We start from the raw sequence: 19049 nt of genomic DNA on the forward strand, positions 1-19049 counted from the left end.
AGAGCCGTCGTAGACCACGACGTCGATAGGAAGCATGTGGAAGCGCGGCAACGCGTGAAGCTGAGCTTTACTAATCGCTCGATTGGCTTGATCAATCAAAAGCTACCGACCGGCCCCACCGCGCACAGCAGCAAGGCAAAAGCTGCCAGGCGCGCGAAGGCCCCAACAAAAGGCTCCAAAGCCCGAGTGACGAAAAGATCCAAAACGAAACGTGCACAACCTTGCGGTTTTCGACGACCTGGTGGTTAGGGCGGGGGTCCAAACACCCGATCCCATCCCGAACTCGGCCGTGAAAACCCCCAGCGCCGATGGTACTGCGTCTCAAGACGTGGGAGAGTAGGTCGCCGCCAGGTCTTCCAAAACCGCAAGAAACAAAAAGAACCCTCACCGCAATAAACCAACACCACACATACCTAAACACACCCACTAACGCGGGGTGGAGCAGCCCGGTAGCTCGTCAGGCTCATAACCTGAAGGTCGCAGGTTCAAATCCTGCCCCCGCAACCAATTACACAAAGCCCCGCAGGCGCCAAGCCGCGGGGCTTTGTGTGTTTTGGGTGTTTGTTTTGACTGACATAAAGCAGAAAATTGGCCTGCTTGAAGGGGCGGAATTGGATCGGTTCGGCATGCCAATTCTATGGTAATGCTCGGTCTTATCACTTCTGAGGGGCTGTCCCTCATCATCTTTGAGGAAAGTGTTTTGGTGAATATAAGTAAGCTGCGGCCCGGCTATGAATGCTGGCTGTGCCCCAACAATTTCGTTGCGGCAGGAGGTCAGTTGCGCCGGCTGACGTTCGAGCGGTGAGTGCCGGTCTCGAGTCCCGCGCAGATACGGCCGAGCCGCTGGGCGCCCGCGCCCTGCTGCTGTTGGTCGCGCTCGTGTGGGGCGTGAACTTCGTGGCGACCAGCTTCGCGCTGCAGGGCTTTTCTCTCTGGACCTTCCGCACGCTTTCCTTCCTTGTCGGTGGGCTCCTGCTGCTGCCCCTGGCGCGCATACTCGGCGCTGACCTGCGTGTCCCCTCTGCGCGCGACAAGCTGCACCTGATCGTCTCGGGCATGTTTGCCTGCGGCGGGTTCGGCGCGCTGTCGGCCCTTGCGATCCAGCTGACCGCGACCGGCCGGGTCGCGATCTGCATCTATACCATGCCCATATGGGTCGTCCTGCTGGCGCGCATCGCGCTGAAAGAGGCGCTGACGCCGGCACGTACCTTGTCCCTGACGCTCTGTTGTCTGGGGCTGCTCATTCTGCTTTGGCCACTGTTGCAGGCCGGGGTCTCCCTGGGGGCACTGGCTGCCATCGGCGGCGCCATAAGCTGGGCGATCGGCATCGTCTATCTGAAATGGGCGCGAATCGCGGCGCATCCCCTGACCGTCGCCGTCTATCAGATCTTTGCCGGTGCCTTGGTGTCCGCCTTGGGTATGCTCGTGGCCGGAGAAGGTTTCGAGGGCCCTATCGGCCTTCAGTCCTGGTTCGGCCTGCTCTACGGTGTCGTGTGCGGCACCGCGCTGGGGTATCTGTTGTGGTTCCGGGTCCTGGGGCGCCTGCCGGCCGGGACGGCCGGTCTTGGCGTGCTGCTGGTGCCGGTCTTTGGCGTGGTGGCTTCGGCCATTCTGTTGGGCGAGCGGCCCACACCGGCGGACCTGGTGGGCTTCGTGCTGATCCTGGCGGCTGCCCTGGTGGCCCTACGGGCACCGGTTCGCACTGCATGAAATGAGGACCTGCATGAGTTCAGGGCCCCATGACTTCCCGCCCCATGACTTCAGGGAGAGACAAATGACAGACCAGCGAAGCAAGTTCGAGCAGTTCAGGACGTTGCATCAGCGCCCATCCAGCTTCGTCATCCCCAATCCCTGGGATGCAGGTTCGGCGCGCCTTCTGACCAGCCTGGGGTTCGAGGCGCTCGCCACCACAAGTGCGGGCTATGCTTTCGCTAAAGGCAAGCGGGATTCGCTGTCAGCGCTCGGCCGGTCCGAGATGCTGGACAACGCCGCCGAGATCGTTGCAGCCACCCATCTTCCGGTTTCGGCCGATCTGGGCGACGGCTTCGGCGCAGATCCGGAGACCTGCGCCGAGACGATCCGGCGTGCCGCCGACGTCGGCCTTGTCGGCGGGTCGATCGAGGATGCGACGGGCAATCCAGACGAGCCGGTGTATGAATTTTCGCAGGCCGTCGATCGCGTTCGCGCCGCGGCGGACGCGGCGCAGGGGCTGCCCTTCCTTCTGACCGCGCGCGCCGAGAATCATCTCTATGGACGCGACGACCTGGACGAAACGATCTGGCGCCTCCAGGCCTTCGAGGCGGCGGGGGCGGATGTCCTCTATGCGCCCGGCCTTCCCGACCTCGACGCGATTCGGAGCGTTTGCGCCTCGGTCTCGAAGCCGGTCAATGTCGTGATGGGACTCAAGGGCTCGGTCTATTCGGTGGCGGAGCTGGAGGAGGCAGGGGTGCGCCGCATCAGCGTGGGCGGGTCGATGGCGCGGGCGGCCTTTGGTGCCCTGATGCGGGCGGCACGAGAGGTGAAGGAGGCCGGGACCTTCACCTATGCGGCCGATGCCCTGCCCGGTGGGGAGATCGCCGCGCTGATGACGGACAGCCCGCTGGACAGCCGGACATGACCTGCTTGCGCGCAGCCCTTCATCGCTAAAGCGCGGGATATTGCCGCCGACCCGGCTTCACCCTGCTGGGGTGCGCGCAAGGGGCATGCGCAGGGCAAGACGGCCTACTCGCGCTGTTGGACCGTGACGTTGTGCAGAGTCCATTCGCCGCCGGCATTGATCAGCGAGAAGCCGTCGAAGCCGCCGGAGAAGGCCCTGTCCCTGGCCTGAAGCACGACGTTGCCGTTGGCGGTAATCGTCATCAGGCCGTTATCCTGACGTTCCCAATCCAGGGACAGCGTCTGGTCATCGGACAGGGGGAGGTCCGTGCTGTCCAGCACCACTTGGTCGTCATCCGTTATGCGCAGCAGCGCCAGGGGTTCGGCATTGCCCTGGAGATAGGCCAGGCGGTAGCCATGCCCGAGCTGTCTTCCGCGATAGGGCCCGATATTGATCTGGCCGCCGGCGAAGTCACGCCCGGAGAGTTCCGCTGTGATCCGGAAGCTGTCGGACATGGAGACCGAAGTCTGGGCCGCGGCCACCTCGTTCTGGGATGGCAGGCGGAGGCCCAGTTCCCGTTCCAGAACCGTCCCCAGAATGTCCAGGCCGGTTCCCTGGACGGTTTCCCGGCGAGGCTGGGCCATTCGGCTGGTCAATCCGCCATTGCTGACCGAAAAGTCGCCGCGGGCGATCTGCCAGCGCGGATTGGCGGTGTAATTGCCGTCCTGGAAATCATCGGACAGCAGGGTGGTAAACGCGGTCTGGCCTTCATCCTGGTCATCCTGGCTGTCCCTGTCCTCGCTCCAGTCACTGTCCTCGTCCCGGTCGCTGTCCTCGTCGCGGGGGTCTTCCTGCAGGCGGGCGAGCAGTTCGGCCGAGACACGCCCGGTCGGTTCCATGCCGGCATCGGATTGATAGGTGCGGATGGCGGTTCGGGTCTTCGGCCCAAGGACGCCATCGGCGGGGCCGGCGTCGTAGCCGCGGTCATTCAAGCCCTGCTGCACATCGGCAATGTCCCGGCTGGTCAGGTCATCGCTGTCCTCGCGCTCGCCCGTGGCACGCAGGTCCTCGAGCAGTTCGGAAGAGGGGCGGCCGGTGACGAGGTAACCGCGGTCGCTTTCATAGGCCCGGATCGCCTCGCGTGTCGCTTGGTCCATCTCGCCCGAAACCGCGGGAATGCGATAATCGCGCTGACGCAGTTCGGACTGGATGGCGGCGATCATCTCCGCATCGTCGTTGCTGGCTGTGTCGTCCTCTTCTTCGGGCTGCTCGACGCGGCCGAAACGCTCCTCGACGCTTTCATTGATATGGTTCAGCAAGGATCGCGAGGGCTGCCCCGTCACAAGCAGGCCTTCATCGTCCTGATAGGTCTCGATCGCGGCCCGAGTCCGCGATCCCATAAGGCCATCCTCCGGACCGGCATTGTAACCCAGTCGGTTGAGCTTGGTCTGGATCTCCCTGACATCGCGCGATTGCGCGATCTGCACGGCACCTGCCTGGCTTGAAGCCGGCTGTACCAACAGGGAGCTGCGCTCGGAAGCCGCTGAGGCCGCCCCAGGCATTGCCGTGGTGGCCAAAAGAATGGCGACGAGTGCTGTTGAATGCCGCTTGGGGATCATTGCCGAATTCCTCCTTATTATATCAAATGTACAGGCATGAATATCGCAACTGTACAGGCCTACAGATGACCATTCTTGGCTCAAATACAATGAGGAAGGCTGGTCGCTTCCCAGCCGATGCAGTGTGATATCTTCGTGACTGAATGAGTACTTGTTCGGTCTTGTTGCGATATTGGCCGGAGGATTCCGGTTTTGTTGCTGTTTTGTGTCCGTGAAGGTGCGCCTTGCGAAAGGGAAGATAGGCTTTCTTGCGTTTGTGCGTGCTATACAGGAGGCAAAGGGAAATATCCTGGCGTCACCAGTCAGACGGCTTCCCGCTTGCCTCTTGCCGCTCCTGAGCCCAATGCTCCATGGCCTGCAGAATAGGTTCGAGGCTGCGCCCAAGCGGTGTGAGTGAATAATCCACGCGGGGCGGGATCTCGACGTAGTCGTGTCGAATCACGAGGCCGTCCGCCTCCATCTCCCGGAGCGTTTTTGCCAGGGTGCGGTGGGTTATCGCGCCGAGCCGCCGCTGCAACTCATTGAATCGCATTGGGCCTTCGAGCAGCCAGTATATGATCATCGGACGCCATTTTCCGCCGAGGAACTCCAGCGTGGTCTCGGCTGGACAGCTGGGCCGGTTGGATGCGCGCTGTTCGCCCATTTCCAGTATCCTTTGGGAGCGTACTTGCAGAAGGTTTATAGGACCCCATTGTTAAGGCAACTGTAAAGACTGTCTGGCAAGCAAAGAGGCGCTTGCTTGAGTTGAGAGGTATACCCATGAAGACTCTACGCAACACCATCCAACCCCCGGCCGGCCATTGGGTCGGTGACGGGTTTCCCGTGCGATCGCTCTTCAGCTATCATGGCGATACGGAAGCCATCAGTCCTTTCCTGCTGTTCGACTATGCTGGCCCTCATGTCTTCGAGCCGAAGGCCGGGCCGCCACGTGGCGTGGGCGCGCATCCGCACCGCGGCTTCGAGACCGTGACCATCGTCTATGACGGCGAGGTCAGCCACCAGGATTCGAGTGGCGGCGGCGGTACGATCGGCCCGGGCGATGTGCAGTGGATGACCGCCGGTGGAGGCATCATCCACGAAGAGTTCCATTCGAAAGGCTATTCGAAAAGCGGCGGTCCGTTCCGCATGGTCCAGCTGTGGGTCAACCTGCCGGCAAAGGACAAGGGTGTGGCGCCAGCCTATCAGGCGATCACCGACGATACCATTCCGGCTGTCCCCCTTGATGGCGGAAAAGCACGGATCATCGCGGGGATGTTTGGTGAGACGGATGGCCCGGCACGGACCTTTACGCCGATCAACCTGTGGGATGTAAGGCTCGACGCCGGTTCCGAGACTTTCTTGCCCTTGCCGGACGGTCACAACAGCATGATCGCGGTCCTGTCCGGCCATGTCATGATCGAGGGAAAAGCTTTCGGTGAAGCCGAGATCGCGCATCTCTCGACGGAGGGCGAGGGCGTTCGGTTGCAGGCCGATGGCGAGTCCATGATCCTGGTCCTGACCGGTGCGCCGATCGACGAACCTGTCTTCGGTTACGGCCCTTTCGTGATGACCAGCAAGGCCGAGATCCGTGAAGCGATCGAGGATTTCCAGAGCGGCCGCTTCGGCCAGATGCCCGCCAACTGAGGGCCGAGGGGCACAGCCGGGTTTCGGATGCGCGGAGCCTGGCTGCGCTTTCTGCTCCATTCCTGTGCGGCGGGGGGCAGGGGCGAAAATCGCGTGCTGGTCCAGATATGACTGGGGCTTCGACGTACGGCTTGTAGCAAGCTTGTCTTGACGCTCTGTCGAGACCGGAGCCCCAAATTCCGATTATTTCATACCCTCGACTATCTCGGATGGGCTCTTCTAGTGTTTGCTAAAATAGCGTTCATGGTATGGGAATTCATGATCCATACCATAAAGGCTATTTAGATGCGTGATGGTATGATACCCTTTAATGCATGGATTCTGGAATTTGATGAATTAAAAGCTATGCAACCCCTTCGCTTGAAGAGCCTGCCGGAAACGATCCGGCGCGAAATCAGACGCGCACGGCTTGAGCACGCGTGGAGCCAGCTTGAGCTCGGAGAGAAAGTGGGGCTCGCCCAGCGCCATATTTCCGGTATAGAGACCGGCAAGATTGCGCCGCGCTACGACACGCTGATCGAGATTCTTCGCATGCTCGATCTGGATCTGGTGCTTGTTCCCAGAGAGCTTGTGCCTGCGGTGCAAGCGCTCATCCGGGATTATCGCAATCAAGAGGGCCAGGACATCACCGGCGAGCGCTCACTTTATGCCGTCAGTGATCACGATGATGAGCAAGAGCATCAGCAAGGCTTCCGCGATGAATGAGCGGAGAAAGCATGAGCCGTCAGCTCTGGTTGTTTATCTGTACGGCCGGCGCGTCGGCATCATCACCCGCCTGGCAGGTGAGCGGAATCTCTTCGCCTTCGATGAAGACTATATCGAGGATCCTGAGCGATCGACCTTGAGTCTGTCTTTCAAGACTCCATCCGACGGTGTTGTGACGGAGATACGCCCGGTCAACACGCGCGTGCCACCATTCTTTTCCAATCTACTTCCTGAAGGCCATCTCAGGGAGTACCTGTCTGCTCGTGCCGAGGTGAATCCGGAGCGTGAGTTCTTCCTTCTGAATGCTCTCGGCACCGACCTTCCAGGTGCCGTGACAATCGCCCCGACAGATGTCGAAGCTGCCCGGGGTGGTCATGGGCAAGTCGAGGCAACCGCTTACAAGCAAGCTGCCCATACCATGCGGTTTTCCCTCGCCGGCGTTCAGTTGAAATTCTCGGCCATCATGGAGGCTGCTGGCGGGCTTACGGTGCCCGCAAATGGAACCGGTGGTTCCTGGATCGTCAAGCTGCCGTCCGCACGATTCCCGGCCGTGCCGGTGAATGAATTCGTGATGATGGAGCTTGCCCGCCGTATCGGTATCCCTGTGCCGGAGGTAAAGCTGATCCCCCTTTCGGAGATTGCAGGTTTGCCGGCGGATATCGGTGACATGGAAGGGCACGCGCTTGCGGTCGAGCGTTTTGATCGGCTGCCGGACGGCCGGCGGATTCACATTGAGGACTTTGCCCAGGTCTTCGGGTTGTTCCCGGAGCGCAAGTACGAACGCCGAAACTATGCCAACATTGCTGCCGTTCTCTGGGCGGAAGCAGGCGGGGAAGCCGTGAATGATTTCCTGCGCCGCCTGGTGTTTTCCGTGTTGATCGGAAATGCCGACATGCACCTGAAGAATTGGTCCCTGATGTACGCGGATGGCCGCACGCCAACGCTATCACCGGCTTACGACTTCGTTGCCACACTGCCTTATCTGCCGAACGACAAGCTGGCTCTGAGCTTTGGCGGAAGCAAGGATATCCATGGTATCAGCCAGGAGCAGATACGTCGCTTTGCAGATCGCGCAGGTTTGGCTGTCAGTCCCTTGTGGCGTCTGGTCGAAGAGACGGTTCAGGAAACCATGGAGACTTGGCGCGAACACAGTGCCAAAGACCTGCTGCCGGACAGACTCCGAAGCAGCATCGATACGCACCTGCAGACAGTCGCCAAGTCCGTGGAGCCCACAGCGCGTGGGTGAGTTTCAGACTTGCTTCGTTCGGGGGTTCGGACTTGGCCAAGTCGTTAGCAGCAGGCATCCGATCCATTCTTGAGACTGGATTTATATCCTATGGTTGTCTCAGTTCGCTATCGATGCTTCGATATGGTTTCATGAAGGTCTGCATTCGTTGCCGTTCCTTTCGCCCACTGGAGCCCTCATGAACTGCTTGTTTGAAGTGTGCATATCCACCTGTTTTTGGTTATGCTGGAATTCACCAAGTCATTGATGAATAGCCCACAAAGGCAAGCTGGTACTTGCATTAGTGGACCAGATTATCTGGTCCTTTGCAGAGGCCACTCACCAGAGTACAGGGAGGTCATTCATGACAAAGCGTATCGGATTCATCGGGGTCGGGCTGATGGGCTATGGGCCCGCGCGCCTGTTGCTGGAGGCGGGCTATCCCCTGACGCTGCTGGGACATCGCAACCGGGAGCCTGTGGACGACCTGGTGGGACGCGGCGCGCAGGAAGTGGCTAACGCCGCGGAGCTGGCGCGCGGCGTGGATGTGATCATCACCTGCGTTTCCTCCTCGGCCATCATGGAAAGCCTGGTCGAGGGCGCGCAGGGAATCCTGGACGGCGCACGCGAGGGGCAGATCCTGATCGACATGACGACGGCCGACCCACAGTCCACCTTGTCCCTGGCGGGCAAGCTGGCGGAGAAGGGGGTGCGCATGATCGACGCGCCCATGAGCCGGACGCCGCGGGAGGCCCGGGAAGGACGCCTGAACCTGCTGCTGGGGGGCGAGGCGGCCGATCTCGACGAGGTCGAGCCCATCCTGTCGGTCTATTCCGAAAATCGCTTCCGGGCCGGACCGCTGGGCAGCGGTCATACCGTGAAACTGATCAACAATGCGCTCTCGCTGGGACATGCCGCCCTGGCTGCGGAAGCTGCGGCAAGCTGTGAGGCCGCCGGGGTCGATCCTCAGGTGCTCTACGATATCGTCACCGCTGGCGGTGCCGACAGCAAGATGTTCCGCATGGTCATGCCGGCGGCCCTGGAGGGGCGTACGGACGGGCTGGAGTTCACGCTGCAGAACGCGCGCAAGGACTATGGCTATTACCTGAAATCCGCCCGCGATGCCGGCTGCGTTCCCATGACGACCCAAGCCATTCACCAGCTGTTAGAGCTGGCCCTGGCCCAGGGCAAGGGTAACGAGTATGTGCCCTATCTCTATCGGGTGATGCAGGGCTGGCGCACCAAGTGATCCAGGACCCCTTACGCGGATAGGAGAATACATGTCCAAGTTTCCTCTTCTTGCCCTGTCCCCCCTGGGACCGTCGGATATCCAGGAGCAGCTCGATGCGGAATTCGAGTGCCACCTGGTCGGCCGCGACGGATCGCTGGAGGAGCTGCTCGAACGGGTGGGCGGCCAGGTCACGGCCCTGGTCACGACCGGCGGACGCGGCGCCGAGGCGGAGCTGATCGAGGCCCTGCCGAAGCTGCGCGTGATCGCCTGCTACGGTGTGGGGGTCGACGCGATCGATCACGCGGCTGCTGGACGGCAGGGCGTGACTGTCACCAATACCCCGGATGTCCTGACCGACGATGTTGCGGACCTGGCGGTCTTCCTGTTGGGGAGTCTGCACCGCCTGCTCGTGCGTGGTGATCACTGGGTCCGTTCCGGCGCGTGGTCCCGTTCAGGTGATCTTCCCCTTGGGCGCAGCCTGCGCGGACGCCGTGCCGGCATTCTGGGGCTGGGCCGCATTGGAGAGGCCACGGCGCGGCGCCTGGAGGTCTTCGGGATGGAGATCCTCTATCACAAGCGCAGCCCCAAGCCGGACTCGCGCTGGACCTACATGGACAGTCCCCAGGCGCTGGCCCGTCAGTGTGATGACCTCATGGTCTGCTGCAGCGGAGGGGCCGCGACCCGTCACCTGGTCGATGACAAGGTCCTGGAGGCCCTTGGGCCCACCGGAACGCTGGTGAACGTCGCGCGCGGCAGTGTGGTAGATGAAGGGGCGCTGATCGCCGCGCTGCAGGACGGGCGGGTCGCAGGTGCGGCACTGGATGTCTTCGAGAACGAACCGCAGGTGCCAGAAGCGCTCAGCGGCCGCGACAATGTGGTGCTGGCCCCGCATATCGGCAGCGCCACCTGGGAGACGCGGCGCGCGATGGGCAACCTGGTGCTGGACAATCTACGTGCGCACCGGGACGGGCGCGCATTGCTGACGCCTGTATAGCAGGGTCAGCCGGCAGCACCGCGTCCGGGGCCACTTTCCTTCAGGGTCCTGTACGAGCCGTAGTGCTGTTCCAGGTGCCGACGCATCGCCTCTTCGGCCGCATCCGGACTGCCGCTCTCAATGGCCTCGACGATCTGGCGGTGCGCCTCGGAGGCGATCCTGTCCTCGCCGGGCCGTTGCAGGACGTGCGCGCGCCGATCGTCCAGCAGGGTGGACAGCGCCTCGTGCACGGCCATGATGATGGAATTGCCGCTTATCTCCGCAAGGGCGGCGTGAAAGGCCACATCCGAACGCTTGAAGGCTGGTTCGTCGCCAATGGTGCGCAGGTTGCTTTCCAGGGCCTCGCGCAGCAGGCGGTGGTCCTCCGGTGTTCCCTGTTCAGCGGCGTGGCGCGCAATGGCCACCTCGAACAGGACGCGCGCGTCCTGCAGTGAGGTTTGACCCTCGGGGTCTTCCAAAAGGCTGCGCACGGCGCCGGACAGGCGGGGCAGCACGCTTTCCAGCGTGGGCTTTATCACCCGTGGCCGGGTACCGCTGCTGATCGCGACAAATCCGAGTTTCTGCAGGTAGAACAGAGCCTCGCGAATGGCGGGGCGCCCAACGCCAAACTGCTCCATCATCTCGCGTTCCGCCGGCAACTGGTCGCCTGCCTGGTAGTGGCCGTCGCGGATGTCCTGTTCCAGGCGTTCCGCCACCTGTTCCGACAGCGTCTTGCGTTCAATCTTGTAGGTTTTCATTTCAGTTCCTGCGCCGTGAAGCATGCGCTTTCACGGCCATGCCCCATGGATCACCAGCGTCCTTGCGGTTGACCCCGCACGCTTTTCCCAGAGGCGGAAATCCTTGTCATGAGAAAAAGTCTCCGAATGTTCGCCCCCAAACGCTCGCCCCTGGCGGCGTGGGGATGCGTGGGTGCCCCATGAGACCAGACTCGCTGTCAGCGGTAGAGCAGGCTGGGCAGCCACATGGAAATCGCCGGAATGAAGGTGATGAGCAGCAGAGAAATGACCAGAGGCACCAGGAACGGCAGGGTGCCGCGCATGCAGCGCTCGAACGAGACGCCGGACACGCGGGACAGGACGTAGAGAACCATGCCGACGGGCGGTGTCAGCAGGCCAATCATCAGGTTCAGCACCATGATCACGCCGAAATGGACCGGGTCGACGCCCACCTGGACCGCGACCGGCAGCAGCACCGGGACCAGAATGGTGATGGCGGCCACCGTCTCCATGAAACAGCCGACCACCAGCATGATGAGGGTCATGATCAGCAGGATGACCGCCTGGTTGTCCGTGTAGGCGGTGAGCAGGCCAGCAAAATGGTTGGTGAACTGGTTGCTGATCAGGATCCACGAGAAGATCGAGGCTGCCGCCACGACAAGCAGGATGATCGCAGTGGTCTCGATCGTCTCCATGCTGATGCGAAGCAGCCGCCGCGGCGGCAAGGTGCGATAGACGACGGTGCCGAGGAACAGCGCATAGACGACGGCTGCGATCGCGGCTTCGGTCGGCGTGAAGGCGCCGGAAATGATGCCGCCGATGATGATGAGCGGGGTCAAGAGCGACAGGAACGCTTTGCTAAAGGTTGACCACAGGCGGCGGAGATCGAAACGGGTGTCGCGTGGATAGCCGCGGCGGCGGGCGATCCAGGCCACCATGATCATCAGGGTCGCGGCCATCAGCAGGCCCGGGATCAGGCCGGCGACGAACAGCTGGCCGATCGAGGCCGAGGCCATCACGCCATAGATCACCATGGGCAGGCTGGGGGGAATGATGGGGCCGATGGTCGAGGAGGCGGCGGTGATTCCGATCGCGAAGTCGGAATCATAGCCGCGTTCGCGCATCGCCTTGATCTCGATGGTGCCAAGCCCGCCGGCATCCGCGACCGCAGCGCCGGACATGCCCGAGAAGATGATGCTGGCGCCGATGTTGACGTGTCCCAGCCCGCCGCGCATCCAGCCCATCAGGGCGTTGGCGAAATTGAACAGCCGGTAGGTGATCCCCGCGCCGTTCATCAGCGTGCCGGCCAGGATGAAGAAGGGAATGGCGAGCAGCGGGAAACTGTCGACCCCGTTGATCATCCGGTGGGCGACGACGAAATCGGGAACCTGCCCGGTGACATAGACGAACAGAAGGCTGGAGCCGCCGAGGGACACCGCAACGGGAATACCTGCGAGCAGCATCGTGAAGAGAACGGCGAAGAGGAAGCCGAGGTCCTGTTCGGTCCAGGCCAGCCAGACGGAAAGCAGTGTACCGATGGCGAGAATGACAGGCGCAAAGATCCTGGGCCGCTGGCCCTGTGCCATGGGGGTCGCGGTCATCGGGTGCTTTCCTCGCTGTCTCGAGTCCCGGAATTGTGCTGGGGTCGGGTGGTGCTGAACCTCTGCGGCCAGACGCTCCACATACGATGGGCCATCCGAAGGGCCATGAGGGCGAATCCTGCACAGGCCATGTAATAGATGATGCTCTTGGGGATATCGACGGAGGCCATGTAGGAGCCTGTGCGTCCCGCCACTTCATAGCAAAGCCAGGCAAGGATGACGAAGAACACAAGGCATACAAGGTCGACGAACGAGGCCAGCAGCCGCCCGACAGGCGCGGACATGTATCGGTAGAGGAACTCCATCATGATATGGCTGTTCCGGCGCACCGCCATGGCGCCGCCCAGGAAGCCAACCCCAATCAGGAGGTAGCGCGCCATCTCCTCGGTCCAGCCAATCGAGTCGCCAAGTACAAAGCGCGTGAAAAATTGCGCAAAAACGTCGACGGCAAGCAGCCAGAAGACCAGAAGGACGATGTAGTCTTCCGGCGCAAATTCGGTGCGGTCAAATGGGGGTTCAGCCTCGAGCTCGAACGATTCTGATTCGGATGCGTCTTCCGGATGCGGATCGGTCATCTTCAACTCCAAGGCTGTGGGAGCAAACGCAAGGGCACGGCTCCCCGCCTGCCATGCTCGATCCGGCAGGCGGGGAGAGCGTTAAGCGTGATCAGAGGTTCTGGAGGCGATCGAAGGTTTCCTGGGACCAGTCGACGTCTTCACCTGTCAGGTGCGGACGCACGGTCTCGCGGAAGGCTTCGCGGTCCACATCCTGATTGACCGTCGTTCCTTCGTCCTCGAACCAGGCGACCAGTTCCTGCTCGGACTCGATGATATCCTGGGTGGCGCCCTGGGCCGCTTCCTCTAGGACGTTGGTGAGGATCTCCTGGTCCTCCTCGGAAAGCGCATTCCAGGTCATTCCGCTGACGATGGTCAGCAGCGAGTCCGTGATGTGGCCGGTCAGGTTGATGTAATCCTGGACTTCATAGAACTTCTTCGCCCGGATGGTGTTGAGCGGGTTTTCCTGGGCATCGACCGTGCCCTGCTGCAAGGCCAGGTAGACCTCGGCAAAGGCGATCGGCGTCGGGTTGGCGCCGACGGCTTCCGGCATCATCATGTACAGTGGCGCATTGGGTGTGCGGATCTTCAGCCCTTCCATGTCGGAGGGCGTGTCGACTTCCGTGTTCGAGGTGACATGGCGCTGGCCGTAATAGGTCTGGGTTATGACCTTGTTGTCGGTCTCGTCCCGATAGCCCTGGGCCAGTTCGCGAAACAGGTCGCTCTCGCGGTATGCCTTCCAGTGATCGACATCGCGGAACATGTAGGGCGCGCCGGCAATGCCGATCGGGCCATAGGAGCGAGCGGCAAACTGGTTGCCGGTGTAGATCACGTCGACCGTGCCCAGGCCGAGCCCTTCGTTGATGTCCACTTCCTTGCCCAGCGAAGAGGCCGGAAAGACCTCCATCGTATGCCGGCCGTCGGTGCGTTTCTCGAGTTCGTCCGCGGCCCAGACTGCCCATTCGTGAAAGGGCTCCGAGGTCTCGTAGACATGGGCGAACTTCATGTCCTTGGCAGATGCGGTGTTCGCTGTCGCCACGGCCCCGACTGCGAGGGCCATCAATCCACATTTTCCCAGAAACGTAAGCTTGGTCATGAGCTGTTTTCCTCCGTGTACAGGTCTTGTTCTGCTTTTCAGTCTTGTTCGCGATACAACCGCGACAGACATGCACCATTCTTCTTTTTGCCGCGGGATATTATACCTTTCATACCAACATACCAAATAATTTTGCGTGACTTTACATGACTATGAAGGCAAGCGCCGTGAGTGAAGGGCTCCGTAAGTCCAGCCAGGGTCGGCCCCTGAAGTTGTATGCTGGCCAGGTGGCATAGCTTTGCATCAAATGTTCCCGGGCATGACAGCAACCAGCGTTTGCAAGCCTGAGGCAAGGGCCTTGCACAGGATTTGCCATAGTCGAACCTTTCATACTGGTATACAGTTATCGGCAACCTGGTGCGAGATCGGACCTATTGGTTCGGGCGGAAACCAGGACAGGAACGGAGGACCCTCATGGCACAGACCGAAACCCAGTTGGCAGAGGCGGAACGGACTCCGAGTGTGCAGGCCGTGTCTGCGCCGGCCGTGGTGCGCCTGAACCCGGACGACAATGTCATGGTGGCCTGTCGCCGCTTGACGGCGGGGAGCGAACCGTCTGCGCTCGGTGTGAAATGTCTCGATGATATTCCATCAGGCCACAAGGTGGCGGCCCGCGCGATTGCGCATGGTGAGGCCGTTCGCAAATATGGCCAGATCATCGGTTTCGCCACTCAGGACATTGACGCCGGCCAGCACGTGCATACGCACAACTGTGGCATGGGCGACTTCGAGCGCGATTATGCCTACGGCGCCGAGGCACGCCCCACCGACTATGTGCCCGAGGCGGAGCGCGCGACTTTCCAGGGAATCGTGCGCCCTGACGGCCGTATTGCGACCCGCAATTACATAGGTGTCCTGACTACGGTGAACTGTTCCGCGACGGTCGCTCGCGCGGTGGCGGACTCCTTTCGCGGACCAGCGCTCGATGCCTATCCCAATGTGGACGGAGTCGTGGCTTTTGCACACGGAACCGGCTGCGGTATGGCCGGCTCGGGCGAAGGCATGGAACTGCTGCAGCGCACCCTGCACGGCTACCTGACGCATCCGAACTTTGCCGGTGTCCTGCTGATCGGACTTGGCTGCGAGATGAACCAGATCAATCGCATCGTGGAGCGCTTCGGGCTCGAGCGCGGCAGCAGCTTCGACTACATGAAGATCCAGGAGGCCGGCGGTACGCGCGCCGCGGTCCAGGATGGCGTGGAGCGTGTCCAGGCCATGCTTCCTGCCGCCAACGAGGTGAAACGCCAGCCGGTTTCCGCCAGCCATATCAAACTGGCGCTGCAGTGCGGCGGTTCGGATGGTTATTCCGGTATCACGGCAAATCCGGCGCTCGGCGCCGCCGTTGACAAGCTGGTACGCCATGGCGGTACGGCAATCCTCAGCGAGACACCGGAGATCTATGGCGCCGAACATCTGCTGACGCGGCGCGCCGCCAGTCGCGAGGTAGGTGAGAAGCTGATCGAGCGTATCCACTGGTGGGAGGATTACACCGCGAAGAATTCCGGTTCCATGGACAACAACCCCTCTCCCGGGAACAAGGAAGGCGGCCTGACCACGATTCTGGAGAAATCCCTGGGGGCGGCCGCCAAGGGCGGCACGACTCGGTTGGAGAATGTCCATGGTTATGCCGAGCCCATCGCGGGGCCGGGCTTCGTGTTCATGGATTCACCCGGTTACGACCCCTGTTCGATCACCGGTCAGATCGCCAGCGGCGCGAATATCGTCTGTTTTACCACCGGCCGCGGCTCGGTGTCCGGCTTCAAGCCGTCGCCCTCCTTGAAGCTCTGCACGAACTCGACGACCTACCAGCGCATGTCCGAGGACATGGACATCAACTGCGGGCCCGTACTGGATGAAGGCATTTCCATCGAGGAGATGGGGGACAAGATCTTCGATCTGATCCTGCGTACCGCTTCGGGCCAGCAGAGCTGCAGCGAGGCGCTCGACTTCGGTGACAATGAGTTCGTTCCCTGGCAGATCGGCGCGGTGATGTAGGGCGTTGCCGCAGTCAATTCGCGCAACTCTTTACCTTCCTGGGCGGTGATCGCGCTCAGGCTCGCAAGCACGAGGACACTGCCGGGAAAAGCTCGCTTTCAAGGGGTTGTGTGCGGTTATCCAGCTTGCAATTTGCTGGTTTGCTGTCTAAGGTCAGATCCAACAAACAGGGCTTGCAAAGGAAATTCCGACAAGAGAATTCCAGCAGGTGCCGAAACAGGAAGCTGGGCCTGCCATAGCCATACTGGGAATGCCGAAAAGGCGTGGAAGGCAAGGTCGGGGTTGAACAGGGAATAGGGGAGTGCCGGACAGGTATGACCGGGTCCGAGTATGTGCTGGAAGCCGAAGGGCTGACCAAACAGTTTCGCGGCTTCTATGCCGTGAACGGTGTGAATCTAAAAGTCCGGCGGGGGAGCATCCATGCGCTGATTGGTCCCAACGGCGCCGGAAAGACCACTGTCTTCAATCTTCTGACAAAATTCCTGGAGCCCACCTCAGGGCGCATTCTCTATAACGGGGAAGACATCACGCGCAGCGGCTCGGCGGCCATTGCACGCAAGGGCATGGTGCGCTCTTTCCAGATTTCGGCCGTTTTTCCGCAACTAACCACCTTGGAGAATGTACGGGTGGCCTTGCAGCGGCCAACGGGCCTGACCCACAAGTTCTGGAAAGCCGAAAAGGTGCTCGATTCCATGAACGAGCAGGCCATGGAACTGCTGGAAGCGGTGGGGCTCAACGATTTTGCGCAGGTGCATGCTGGCGAGCTGCCTTATGGGCGCAAGCGCTCGCTCGAGATTGCAACGACCCTGGCGCTCGATCCGGAGTTCATGCTGCTGGACGAACCGACCGCCGGCATGGCGCACGAAGATGTCAGCAGGGTATCGGCCCTGATCAAGCGGGTGTCGAAGGACAGAACGATCCTGTTAGTCGAGCATAATCTGAGTGTTGTGTCCGATCTTTCCGACACAATTACGGTTCTCCAGCGCGGAGAGGTCCTGGTCGAGGGCGATTACGAGACGCTGACGAACAACCCCGACGTGCGCGAGGCTTATATGGGAACCGGTCATGCCTGAGAGTAAAGCGACAGAGGGAATGCCGCTTCTCGAGGTCTCGGACCTGCATGCCTACTACGGGGAATCCCACATCCTGCATGGCAGCAGCTTTGTCGTTTCCGAAGGACAGGTCGTAGCCCTGCTTGGCCGAAATGGGGCGGGGAAGACGACCACGTTGCGCGCCATCATGGGCATGGTTCGTGATCGGCGTGGCTCGATTCGTTTCCGGGGGCAGGAGCTGATCAAGCTGTCCTCGGACAAGATTGCCAACCTTGGAATCGGTTATTGTCCCGAAGAGCGCGGCATCTTTGCCAGCCTGGATGTCGAGGAAAACCTGCTGCTGCCGCCGACCGTGGCCGATGGCGGCATGAGTCTTGAGGAGATCTACAGCCTTTTCCCCAACCTGAAGGAACGCCGGCGGAGTTCGGGCACACGTCTGTCGGGTGGCGAGCAGCAGATGCTGGCCATCGGGCGCATACTGCGTACGGGCGCGCGCCTCCTGTTGCTCGACGAGCCGACGGAAGGTCTGGCGCCTGTGATCGTCCAGCAGATTCACGATGTCATCACCCAGCTGAAGAGCCGGGGCTATACGATCCTGCTTGTCGAACAGAACTACCATTTCGCCGCCACAGTCGCCGACCATCACTTCATCATGGAACAAGGCAAGGTCGCCGAGGAGGTGCGCAAGGACGAGCTGAAAGAAAAACAGGATTTGATCGAGACTTATCTGGGGGTCTAGCTGTCCCGAGGACAGAGAGCCCCCCGAAACCACAGGGAGGAACGTATGAAACGTACAACAACAGCAACTTTTGGCGCCCTTGCGGCGTTGACACTGGCCCTGCCGGCGCAGGCCGAAATTTCCGACGATGTCCTGAAGATCGGCGTGCTCAATGACCAGTCCGGACTTTATACCGATCTGGCCGGACCGGGGTCCGTCGAGGCCGCGCGCATGGCGGTCGAAGACTTCGGTGGCACCATCAATGGCAAGGAAATCGAAATCCTGTCAGCGGATCACCAGAATAAACCCGACGTCGGTTCCAGCATCGTGCGCGAGTGGATCGACGAGGAAGGCGTGGACGTGATCGTTGACGTCCCTACCTCTTCGGTCGCTCTGGCCGTCAATGAGATCACGCGCGAGAAGGATACGGCCCTGCTGGTCAACGGTGGCGGCACCACGCGGCTGACCAACGATGACTGCTCACCCACCACCGTGCACTATGCCTATGACACCTATTCCCTGGCCAAGGGCACGGGCCAGGCCATTGTGCAGGAAGGCGGCGACAGCTGGTTCTTCATCACGGCCGACTATGCCTTCGGGCATTCGCTCGAGCAGGATACGGCGGCCGTGGTTGAAGCAAACGGCGGCGAGGTCCTCGATACCATCCGCCATCCGCTGGATACCTCGGACTTCTCGTCCTATCTGCTCCAGGCCCAGGGCTCTGGTGCGAAGGTTATCGGCCTGGCCAATGCCGGTTCGGACACCACCAACGCCATCAAGCAGGCCAACGAGTTCGGGATTGTGCAGGGCGGCCAGTCCTTGGCAGCCCTGTTGATGTTCATCACCGACGTGCATGCGCTTGGTCTCGAAACGGCCCAGGGACTGCAACTGACCACCGGTTTCCTCTGGAACATGAATGATGATACGAAGGCCTTTTCCGAACGCTTTGCGGAGCGTCGGGATGGGCAGTATCCCACCATGGTGCACGCCGGCGTCTATTCCTCTGTGGGCCATTATCTTAAGGCCGTTGCCGAGATCGATGACGATGGCGGCGAAGCTGCGGTCTCTCAGATGAAGAAGATGCCTGTCGATGATTTCTTCGCGCCGAACGGCAAGGTGCGTGAGGACGGCCGCATGGTGCACGACATGTACCTGGTCGAGGTCAAGTCGCCGGACGCGTCCGAGGGCGAATGGGACTACTACAACCTGGTAGCCACCATTCCGGGCGACGAGGCTTACAAGCCGCTCTCCGAGAGCACCTGCTCGCTGGTGAAGTGACGCCAGGGTGACAGCAACAAACGGGGCCGGAACAACCGGTCGGGAG

At 61.2% G+C, this 19049-nt stretch carries 17 protein-coding genes, 1 tRNA gene and 2 rRNA genes; 14 read left to right on the forward strand and 6 right to left on the reverse strand.

The window, feature by feature from the left end:
- The 5 genes from G502_RS0112610 to G502_RS0112635 form a co-directional block, all read left to right on the forward strand.
- Window positions 1-95, forward strand: a 23S ribosomal RNA gene (locus G502_RS0112610); the annotation flags it as partial.
- 142 nt (window positions 96-237) lie between these two features.
- Window positions 238-353: ribosomal RNA gene (rrf, locus tag G502_RS0112615) — 5S ribosomal RNA — on the forward strand.
- A gap of 77 nt (window positions 354-430) precedes the next feature.
- Window positions 431-507, forward strand: a tRNA-Met gene (locus G502_RS0112620).
- Between the two features lie 294 nt (window positions 508-801).
- A complete protein-coding gene (locus tag G502_RS0112630) occupies window positions 802-1710 on the forward strand; it encodes a DMT family transporter (protein WP_022729036.1) in 909 nt (302 codons plus the stop codon).
- A gap of 64 nt (window positions 1711-1774) precedes the next feature.
- Window positions 1775-2617, forward strand: coding sequence for an isocitrate lyase/PEP mutase family protein (locus tag G502_RS0112635; protein ID WP_022729037.1), 843 nt, complete (start codon window positions 1775-1777; stop codon window positions 2615-2617).
- A 104-nt stretch (window positions 2618-2721) separates the two neighbouring features.
- Here G502_RS0112635 and G502_RS21560 read toward each other — a convergent pair whose 3' ends face one another.
- Window positions 2722-4215 (reverse strand): peptidoglycan-binding domain-containing protein, encoded by a 1494-nt coding sequence (locus tag G502_RS21560; protein ID WP_022729038.1) that lies wholly within the window; start codon window positions 4213-4215, stop codon window positions 2722-2724.
- 295 nt (window positions 4216-4510) lie between these two features.
- Entirely contained in the window at window positions 4511-4858 is a 348-nt protein-coding gene (locus tag G502_RS20095) for a winged helix-turn-helix transcriptional regulator (RefSeq protein ID WP_022729039.1), read from the reverse strand.
- Window positions 4859-4974: 116 nt separating this feature from the next.
- Between G502_RS20095 and G502_RS0112650 the strand changes: the two genes are divergently transcribed.
- The 5 genes from G502_RS0112650 (at window position 4975) to G502_RS0112670 (ending at window position 9993) form a co-directional block, all read left to right on the forward strand.
- A complete protein-coding gene (locus G502_RS0112650; RefSeq protein ID WP_022729040.1) occupies window positions 4975-5838 on the forward strand; it encodes a pirin family protein in 864 nt (287 codons plus the stop codon).
- A gap of 285 nt (window positions 5839-6123) precedes the next feature.
- Window positions 6124-6543, forward strand: coding sequence for a helix-turn-helix domain-containing protein (locus tag G502_RS20100; protein WP_081649802.1), 420 nt, complete (start codon window positions 6124-6126; stop codon window positions 6541-6543).
- Window positions 6536-7789, forward strand: a complete 1254-nt coding sequence (locus tag G502_RS0112660; RefSeq protein ID WP_022729042.1) for a type II toxin-antitoxin system HipA family toxin — start codon at window positions 6536-6538, stop codon at window positions 7787-7789. The genes G502_RS20100 and G502_RS0112660 overlap by 8 nt, the downstream gene beginning before the upstream one ends.
- 343 nt (window positions 7790-8132) lie before the next feature.
- Window positions 8133-9017 (forward strand): NAD(P)-dependent oxidoreductase, encoded by an 885-nt coding sequence (locus tag G502_RS20105; protein WP_022729043.1) that lies wholly within the window; start codon window positions 8133-8135, stop codon window positions 9015-9017.
- Between the two features lie 31 nt (window positions 9018-9048).
- Window positions 9049-9993: a 2-hydroxyacid dehydrogenase gene (locus tag G502_RS0112670; protein WP_022729044.1), complete on the forward strand. Its 945-nt coding sequence runs from the start codon at window positions 9049-9051 to the stop codon at window positions 9991-9993.
- 5 nt (window positions 9994-9998) lie between these two features.
- Here the strand turns inward: G502_RS0112670 and G502_RS0112675 are convergent, their stop codons facing one another.
- The 4 genes from G502_RS0112675 to G502_RS0112690 all read right to left on the reverse strand — a co-directional run bounded on the left by G502_RS0112675 (window position 9999) and on the right by G502_RS0112690 (window position 13960).
- Complete coding sequence (locus tag G502_RS0112675; RefSeq protein WP_022729045.1) at window positions 9999-10730, reverse strand: FCD domain-containing protein; 732 nt, start codon at window positions 10728-10730, stop codon at window positions 9999-10001.
- Window positions 10731-10927: 197 nt separating this feature from the next.
- The gene (locus G502_RS0112680; RefSeq protein WP_022729046.1) at window positions 10928-12310 is read right to left on the reverse strand and encodes a TRAP transporter large permease; all 1383 of its coding nucleotides are present in this window, start codon (window positions 12308-12310) and stop codon (window positions 10928-10930) included.
- Window positions 12307-12885 (reverse strand): TRAP transporter small permease, encoded by a 579-nt coding sequence (locus tag G502_RS20110; protein WP_081649818.1) that lies wholly within the window; start codon window positions 12883-12885, stop codon window positions 12307-12309. Before G502_RS20110 ends, G502_RS0112680 begins: the two co-directional genes overlap by 4 nt.
- A gap of 91 nt (window positions 12886-12976) precedes the next feature.
- Complete coding sequence (locus tag G502_RS0112690; protein WP_022729048.1) at window positions 12977-13960, reverse strand: sialic acid TRAP transporter substrate-binding protein SiaP; 984 nt, start codon at window positions 13958-13960, stop codon at window positions 12977-12979.
- A gap of 414 nt (window positions 13961-14374) precedes the next feature.
- Here G502_RS0112690 and G502_RS0112695 point away from each other — a divergent pair, with 414 nt between their 5' ends.
- The 4 genes from G502_RS0112695 to G502_RS0112710 all read left to right on the forward strand — a co-directional run bounded on the left by G502_RS0112695 (window position 14375) and on the right by G502_RS0112710 (window position 19003).
- On the forward strand, window positions 14375-15955 hold the full coding sequence (locus G502_RS0112695; protein WP_022729049.1) for a UxaA family hydrolase: 1581 nt from the start codon (window positions 14375-14377) through the stop codon (window positions 15953-15955).
- Between the two features lie 314 nt (window positions 15956-16269).
- Window positions 16270-17028: an ABC transporter ATP-binding protein gene (locus tag G502_RS0112700; protein ID WP_022729050.1), complete on the forward strand. Its 759-nt coding sequence runs from the start codon at window positions 16270-16272 to the stop codon at window positions 17026-17028.
- On the forward strand, window positions 17021-17746 hold the full coding sequence (locus G502_RS0112705) for an ABC transporter ATP-binding protein (protein ID WP_026989437.1): 726 nt from the start codon (window positions 17021-17023) through the stop codon (window positions 17744-17746). The genes G502_RS0112700 and G502_RS0112705 overlap by 8 nt, the downstream gene beginning before the upstream one ends.
- 45 nt (window positions 17747-17791) lie before the next feature.
- Window positions 17792-19003: an ABC transporter substrate-binding protein gene (locus G502_RS0112710; RefSeq protein ID WP_022729052.1), complete on the forward strand. Its 1212-nt coding sequence runs from the start codon at window positions 17792-17794 to the stop codon at window positions 19001-19003.
- Window positions 19004-19049: the final 46 nt, after the last annotated feature.

It is taken from the genome of Fodinicurvata sediminis DSM 21159 (assembly GCF_000420625.1).
GTDB classification, from domain to species: Bacteria; Pseudomonadota; Alphaproteobacteria; order Kiloniellales; family DSM-21159; genus Fodinicurvata; species Fodinicurvata sediminis.